The sequence below is a fragment of the Mycobacterium sp. TH-M82 genome (genome assembly GCF_057473605.1).
The window spans coordinates 1-6105 of the sequence record NZ_JBYCKY010000295.1 but is presented as its reverse complement, the minus strand read 5'-3'; the positions used below and the strand labels follow the sequence as shown (position 1 = coordinate 6105).

At 64.4% G+C, this 6105-nt stretch carries 7 protein-coding genes and 1 pseudogene; 2 read left to right on the top strand and 6 right to left on the bottom strand.

The features are described from left to right. A partial coding sequence (locus tag AC2VON_RS09345; protein ID WP_486952693.1) for a metal-dependent hydrolase occupies positions 1 to 738 on the bottom strand: 738 nt, incomplete at its 3' end. Positions 739 to 810: 72 nt separating this feature from the next. Between AC2VON_RS09345 and AC2VON_RS09340 the strand changes: the two genes are divergently transcribed. Then, the gene (locus AC2VON_RS09340; protein WP_369737148.1) at positions 811 to 1506 is read left to right on the top strand and encodes a TetR/AcrR family transcriptional regulator; all 696 of its coding nucleotides are present in this window, start codon (positions 811 to 813) and stop codon (positions 1504 to 1506) included. Positions 1507 to 1527: 21 nt separating this feature from the next. Here the strand turns inward: AC2VON_RS09340 and AC2VON_RS09335 are convergent, their stop codons facing one another. From AC2VON_RS09335 to AC2VON_RS09315, 5 genes and pseudogenes are all read right to left on the bottom strand, one after another. Then, complete coding sequence (locus AC2VON_RS09335) at positions 1528 to 2418, bottom strand: alpha/beta fold hydrolase (RefSeq protein ID WP_067970557.1); 891 nt, start codon at positions 2416 to 2418, stop codon at positions 1528 to 1530. Positions 2419 to 2476: 58 nt separating this feature from the next. Further along, a pseudogene (locus AC2VON_RS09330) lies at positions 2477 to 2918 on the bottom strand (PaaI family thioesterase). Between the two features lie 53 nt (positions 2919 to 2971). Next, positions 2972 to 3493: a TetR/AcrR family transcriptional regulator gene (locus AC2VON_RS09325; protein WP_067970555.1), complete on the bottom strand. Its 522-nt coding sequence runs from the start codon at positions 3491 to 3493 to the stop codon at positions 2972 to 2974. A gap of 298 nt (positions 3494 to 3791) precedes the next feature. Next, positions 3792 to 4460, bottom strand: coding sequence for a TetR family transcriptional regulator (locus tag AC2VON_RS09320; protein ID WP_067970553.1), 669 nt, complete (start codon positions 4458 to 4460; stop codon positions 3792 to 3794). Continuing rightward, entirely contained in the window at positions 4457 to 4966 is a 510-nt protein-coding gene (locus AC2VON_RS09315; RefSeq protein ID WP_067971098.1) for a PaaI family thioesterase, read from the bottom strand. The genes AC2VON_RS09320 and AC2VON_RS09315 overlap by 4 nt, the downstream gene beginning before the upstream one ends. A gap of 150 nt (positions 4967 to 5116) precedes the next feature. Between AC2VON_RS09315 and AC2VON_RS09310 the strand changes: the two genes are divergently transcribed. Further along, positions 5117 to 5827 (top strand): TetR/AcrR family transcriptional regulator, encoded by a 711-nt coding sequence (locus AC2VON_RS09310; protein ID WP_067970551.1) that lies wholly within the window; start codon positions 5117 to 5119, stop codon positions 5825 to 5827. The last annotated feature ends 278 nt before the right edge of the window (positions 5828 to 6105 follow it).

Sequence of the window (6105 nt, the reverse complement as noted above, 5' to 3'; positions counted from 1 at the left end):
CGCCTCGGGGCTGAACATGGGGGACCGACGAAATGCCTTCAGGCTGGCCGTCATTCGTCTCGGATGATATGCAGCACGGTCAGCCGCCATAGACCGGAGCGTTTGGGCGATCAACTCGGTGAACAAAAGCAGCGAAGCGACGCGCATTCCCCAGACGCGGGTGCGTTCGGTGGCCCCGATCGTCCGCAAGACATCAAAAGCGACGGCCTTGTGCTCGGACTCCTCGAACGCATGCCACAGCAGGATCGGCCGGACCTCGGTGTCGCCGATCAGTTTCTGGGCTTCATCACTGGTCAAGATGATCTCGGCCAGTGTCGCGGTGTAGTGCTCAAGCGCGGCGGTGACAGCCAGGCGCATGACCGGGGAGAAGCGCTGCTCCAACCGGGCAACCAATTTTTTGATGTGCCGATCGATCCGGTCAGTCGGATAACCCATCGCCTGCAGCCGCTCGTTGAGCAGCCGATGCTGGTGCCGGTGGGTGGCCTCCTGTGCGATGAATCCCTTGACCGCCTCCTGAAGGTCAGGGTCGCGGATCTGGTCACGGTACTGGCGCACTGACCGAATAAAAAAGTCTTCTCCCTCGGGAAACGTTGCCGACAAGGTCGAAATAAAGTGGCTCATCACCAGCTCGCCGCCCACGAAATGCTGACGAGTGGTGCCCGAAGGCAATGCGAAACGGACCCGGCGGGCCTTCGGCAGCACCCGTGTTCTCGACGATATCGACGACTCGTTGCTCATCACGCTGCCCCTTGTTCGTAGTGGACGAATCTGACTTTACACCTTGTCAGATGTGGGTGCCAGACTATACGTGTGCGTTCGGTCCGGGTGTACAGCGGAGTGTCGGCCGAGCAGCGTCATCGCCGCCGCCGCGAGCGCTTGATCGATGCTGCCGTGGAGTTGATCGGCACCCGGGGCGTGACGGCGGCCACGGTGACGGCGGTGTGTGCGACCTCGGGGGTAACCTCGCGGTACTTCTATCAACACTTCACCGATCGGGACGAGCTGTTGCGGGCGGTCTACCAGCAGCTCTACGCCACCTTCCAGGAGGTGATTGTCCAAGCGATCCCCGACGCGGGCGCAACCCCCGACGTGTTGGCGCACGCTCCGATTCGCGCGCTGATCACGATGATCGAAAACGACCGGCGGCTGGGCCGGATTTTGTTTGTCGAATCGGCAACCGAGCCGCTGCTACGTGAGTTGCGCAGCCAACTCATGGCTGGATTCGCCGACCTCGTGCTGCGCGAGGCTAGAGTGCGCCTCGATATTCCCGACTCCGCAGTGAGCGTCGCCCATCTGGCGTCGACCCTGGGGGTGGGCGGGCTGTTCGAGGTGCTGCGCCGCTGGCTCGACGACGAACTCGACTTCAGCACCGACGAACTCGTCGCCCACTGCGCAGGCTTCCTCGGAAGCCTCGGCGCCTACGTGCTGTCACTCAATACCAGTGAGACGACGCCGGCAGCCGCTCACCGTCGCGCCGGCGGCGCAGCGGCAGGCGACTCGCCGTAGGGATGGCTTCAGCGGGCAGCGTCACGACGTTGCCGCAATGGTGCGGTCCAGAAAGTCCGCGACTGCCGCGGTGAAGGCGTCGTTGTCGTCGCCGGCGACCATGTGGGCCGTGCCCGAGACGTCCACTGTCTGGGCGTGCGGTACGACCTGCAGGAATTCATCGACCGATTGCGGCGATGTGACGTCGGAGAGCACACCGCGCACCAGCAGCGTCGGCGCCTGTACGCGGCGGGCTCCGTCGACCAGCAGGTCGGTGATGGCGTTGAACTCCTCGGCGCCGGCCGCGGGATCGCCGCGCAGGACGTGGAAGTTGGAGGTCACGAAAGCCGGGTCCCATCGCCAGATCCACCGATTGTCCTCGCGTGGCCGTAACACTTTGCGGAGTCCGTTCAGACTGCGCGGCCGTGCGCGGTGTGGGTTGTATTCGGCGATGACGTCGGCCGCCTCGTCGAGGCTGCCGAATCCATCAGGGTGGGCGGCCATGAACGACACGACACGGCGTGCTCTGTCGAACTCCATGCGCGGGGTGATGTCGACCAGGGTTACTGCGGCCCACAGGTCTGCGGCTGCGAGTCGGTGTGCCCCGAGGACGGTCATGCCGCCCAGAGACGCACCCACCACCGCTACGGGGCGGTCGCTTGACGCTTGCGCACGTACGGCCAGTAGATCCGACGCCAGCACGTCGAGATCGTAGTGTCCGGTGGGATCCCAGGCGCTGTCTCCATGACCACGGGCGTCATAGGCGATGACGGTGTAGCCAGCTTCGTGTAACTCGTGCGCGGTGGCCGCCCAAGCCTGGCGGTTTTGACCTCCGCCGTGTAGCAGGAGGACGACAGCGGGGGAATCGTGATGCCGGTAGCAATCCGCGGCAAGCGTGACACCGTCGCTGCCGTTGAAGTGCGTGAGCGTCATCGGCGCAGCCGTGCGAATCGGGCAGCTAGAGCCGCGAGGGGAACGGTGACTTTCGCGCTCACGCCGACCCGGTCGTTGGGCGCACCACGGTTACGATTCCTTGGGCGGCGCACACTGCGCTCCCGTCGTTGCTGATGTCGATTCTGGCGACCCCGCTACGCTTTCCCAGCGCGATGATCTCGGCCACGGCGACGCACACGCGGTGTGACACGGGCGCAAGCCGGTTCAGCTTGAAACCCCGTGGTCGCGACCCATGATCCGGCCGGGATGACTGGATAGAACACCACACCCAGGCAGTGGTCGACCATCGCGGTCGGGCATCCGCCGAGCAGATTGCCGAACGCAGTCAACAGGTCAGCGCGGGCGTCCATCTCCACCACCAGTCGCCCGGCGGTGAACTCGGTGTGGCGAAAACCCAGATAACCGGATAGCCCTTCCACGACCGCCGAAGCGTTCTGCAGTTGTTCGGCAATGGCCGGGTCGACCTGCGCAAACTGCACGGTCAGCGCTCTCGATCGGCGTCGGAGTCAATCGTCATGACTTAAGACACTACTCACGGTTTGTTGCATGTGTCGCCAGACTCGGCGGTGGAAAGCAACGACGGCAGCAGGAAACGGCGTAGGAAGGTGTTCAGGCCGTCGGGACTGCGCTGGCGGGGGCCGCGCACCGCGATCAGACTGAGGATGACGCGCAGAATCCACTCGGCGGCGTCGTCAACTGACATCCCCGACCCTAGTTGATCCCACCGCTCTTTGAAGACTGGTCGTAGGAATTCGGCGACGAGGTCGAATAGTGCCACCGACGTGCCTTCGGCCAACCCGACACCGGCTAAATCGTCGTCGCTGCCGAACAACACACCGATGATCGGCTCGCGTTGAGCCGCCCGTACCGTTACTTCGACGAAATCGACGATCGCCGAACCTAAATCGGCATGTTCAGCGATGCGCGGAGCAATGCTTCGCAGGTAGCGTTCGGTTGTCCGCAGGATGACACCGGACATGACGGACTCGCGATTGGAGAAGTAGCGGTACACCGTGGCGCGCGAGACCCCGGTACGCCCCGCGAGGTCCTCCATGGTGGTGCCCGATTGCCCCCTTATCCCGCAAGCAGTCTTCGGCGGCGTCGAGCAGCCGATCCGTGGCCACCGCGCGGGTGGCCGCAGACGCCTGACCCCGACGCGATGGTGTCCTCGCCACGATGCCCTCACCCTGACTCGAACCGACTAGCGACGTAACGAAAGCGAATTGGCGACCCTCCCGCTTTTCGGATGCGACATTATCAGTCTTCTGTCGCATTGCCACAGACTCCGGCCACACCGACAAGGCCCGCGGCGATGCCGCAACGAGGCGCGTGCCCAATGCCGTCGCCTTGGGTCACGGTCGTCGGGCTGTTGATGACAATGCCAGATTGGCCAGTATCCGCCGGGTGGCTCGAGTGATGCGGTCGCGGGTCTGTGACGCCGAGGCCCGTCGGCCGATGAAAGCGGTCAAATTCGCCAGCCAGATGTCGGCGATGACCCCGGCGACACGTCGATCGAGAAGGCTGGGCGTGCCGCCGGCGAGGGTGCGCGCCAGGAGATCTTCGATGACCCCGGCGGCCTCGTTCACCACGTCAGCCGCGGTGCTGTCGGTGACCCGGAAAGCCTTGACCATGGCTTCGGTAAGCAGCGGATCGCGCTGCCAGCGGTCGTGCAGATAGGCGCTGAGCCGGTCGAGTCGCTGCGCGGGCGTAGCGGCGCCGGCCGTCCAGTGCCAGCCTGCCTCCACACGGTGAAATTGACGCGTCAGCGCGACGGCCAGCAGGTAATTCTTCGACGGAACGTAGCGATACAACGTGCCCACGGCCATGCCGGCATGTTTGGCAACTGCCCGCATTTGCACGGCGTCGTAGCCGCCCACCGACGCCAATCTCACCGCCTCATCCAGCAACGCTTCCCATCGCTCCCCGGCCAGGTGCGGTGCGGCGCTCACGCCGCGCGCAGGCGACGCAGTGGCGCCAAATTTCTTCGTGGCGGGGTGAGCGCGCAAGTCGGGTGAGCTCATCGAGCCAGGCCGTTTCGGGACACCCCATCGCGGCCGAATTGCTCCAGCAGGCCACCAAAACCGGACACGTCACCGTGAGCAGCGAAATGTGCGGCGTCGACCACCACGAACACCGCATCGGCGGTGAAGCGGATGATCCCATCGCCGCCGACGCCAGCGGCTCTGACGTGCAACGCGCGGCCCTGTCGCATCTCAATGTGGGCCGTGATCCGATGAGGCTGGTTCAGTGGAACCGGCAGCAAGTACTCGACGGTCAGGCGGCGAGTGACTGCCGGCGCTCCAATGAGCCACGGCGTAAAACCCAGCACGTCGTCGCACGCCGCAGCAACAGCACCACCGTGGGCAAGCCCGGGAGCGCCGACGTGGCGGTCGGTGAACGTCACATCGGCGTATACCGAATCGCCACTGCGATGTGCCACCAAATGCAGGCCATGCGGATTCTGCGGCCCACAACCCAAACATGTCGAAGTGTGGTAGGGCAGCAATTGCGGGACCGACACCGGCAAGTCGCCGGGCGCGCTACCCTCGTCGACCAAGCGATCAGACAAACTAACGGCCTTTCGCTACCATCGGTTTCGCTACGATACTGCCGGTACTATAGCGGCTCCACATGGAACCGTCAGCCAGGAGCATGGTCAACCGCGAAGCGAGGAAGAATGAGCAGCCTGCAGCCGCAAGCCCACAGCGCCGGCGTCGACGATGTCGACCCGCGGCGAATTCGATCCCGCAACCGGCTTCTCGACGCCGCAACAGCCTTGCTCACCAGCGGCGGCATCGAAGCCGTCACCGTCGACGCGGTGACCAAAGCCTCCAAAGTCGCCAGAACCACCCTTTACCGCCACTTCAACAGCTCGTCACACCTGCTCGCGGCCACTTTCGAACGGCTACTTCCCCAAGTCGAATCACTGCCACCCGCCCCAGGCTTGCTGCGCGAACAACTCATTGAGCTGCTGAGCCGCCAGGCCGGCGTCTTCGCTGAGGCGCCGCTGCACGTCACCGTACTGGCCTGGCTCGCGCTTGGCCCCGCCGCGCCAGCTGATGAGCACGCCTCCACGGCCCTGCGCGCCCGCGTCATCGAGCAGTACCGCTGGCCCTTCGACGCCGTTCTGCAACACGCCACAGCACGAGCCGAACTCGACGACTTCGACCCACAACTGGCTTTGTGCCAACTCATCGGCCCGCTGGCATTCGCGCGAATAACCGGCCTGCGCGTCATCACCGCCGACGACTGCGCACGCATCGCCGACGACTTCCTAGCCGCTCACCGATCTGTCGACAGCCCAGCACGCATCAACACCACGAAGTGTGACGTGGCCATCCCGCTCGACCCCACAAGACGAACTGCGCTCAGAGAGACTTCGTTGTAGGGATTGACCTCAAATTGGGGCACCCGGCGTGCACCAGATCGTGGCCTTGGTCCTAACCGGTGCGTTCCGAAATCGTCGGGATCACGTTCCCAACCTCAATGCCTACCACCAGCTACCAGGCGCCGAACAATTTTCGTCACCTCCCCGAGGGCGGGGGGCGTCTTTGAATACCTGACTAAAACCTAGCCGGTCGAAGCGCTGGGCGGTTGTCTGCGGTGTTCGTGGTGTCCTCATGCCGTTCCGGACGATTGGCCTGGTCGTCAGGGCGTGGCGGGTGT

Bases quoted from the DNA above. Each gene is read 5' to 3' on its own strand.
- AC2VON_RS09310 (WP_067970551.1), top strand. From the start codon at position 5,117: ATGAGCAGCCTGCAGCCGCAAGCCCACAGCGCCGGCGTCGACGATGTC.
- AC2VON_RS09320 (WP_067970553.1), bottom strand. From the start codon at position 4,460: ATGAGCTCACCCGACTTGCGCGCTCACCCCGCCACGAAGAAATTTGGC.
- AC2VON_RS09325 (WP_067970555.1), bottom strand. From the start codon at position 3,493: ATGGAGGACCTCGCGGGGCGTACCGGGGTCTCGCGCGCCACGGTGTAC.
- AC2VON_RS09335 (WP_067970557.1), bottom strand. From the start codon at position 2,418: ATGACGCTCACGCACTTCAACGGCAGCGACGGTGTCACGCTTGCCGCG.